Raw genomic sequence first — 224 nt, 5'->3', positions numbered from 1 at the left:
AGAGAAGGAAGGGTTGCAGGATCGTACTGACGCGCTGAAGGCGGCGGACGTGCCGGCGGTCACCGATGCGGACGGCAACGGCGTGGCGGACACCACCGATGCGCAGATCGCGCAGGCGGAAGCGGCCGTGAAGGCGGCGGAAGAGAAACAGCAGGCGGCGGCAGACGCGGCGGCGCAGGCCGTGGCGGACGGCGGGCTGGTCACGCCGGCCGGGGCGAAGGCGG

Annotated in this window: 1 protein-coding gene; it reads left to right on the top strand. The window is 73.2% G+C overall.

Going from position 1 to position 224, the window contains the following annotated elements:
- Window positions 1-13: 13 nt before the first annotated feature.
- The coding region (locus WFK59_RS22045) for a GA-like domain-containing protein (protein WP_442956324.1) at window positions 14-224 on the top strand (211 nt) is incomplete at its 3' end.

It is taken from the genome of Pantoea sp. USHLN298, from assembly GCF_037149395.1.
GTDB lineage: Bacteria > Pseudomonadota > Gammaproteobacteria > Enterobacterales > Enterobacteriaceae > Pantoea > Pantoea astica.
Note: the sequence above shows the minus strand (reverse complement) of the source record. Positions and strands in the feature narration are given on the sequence as shown.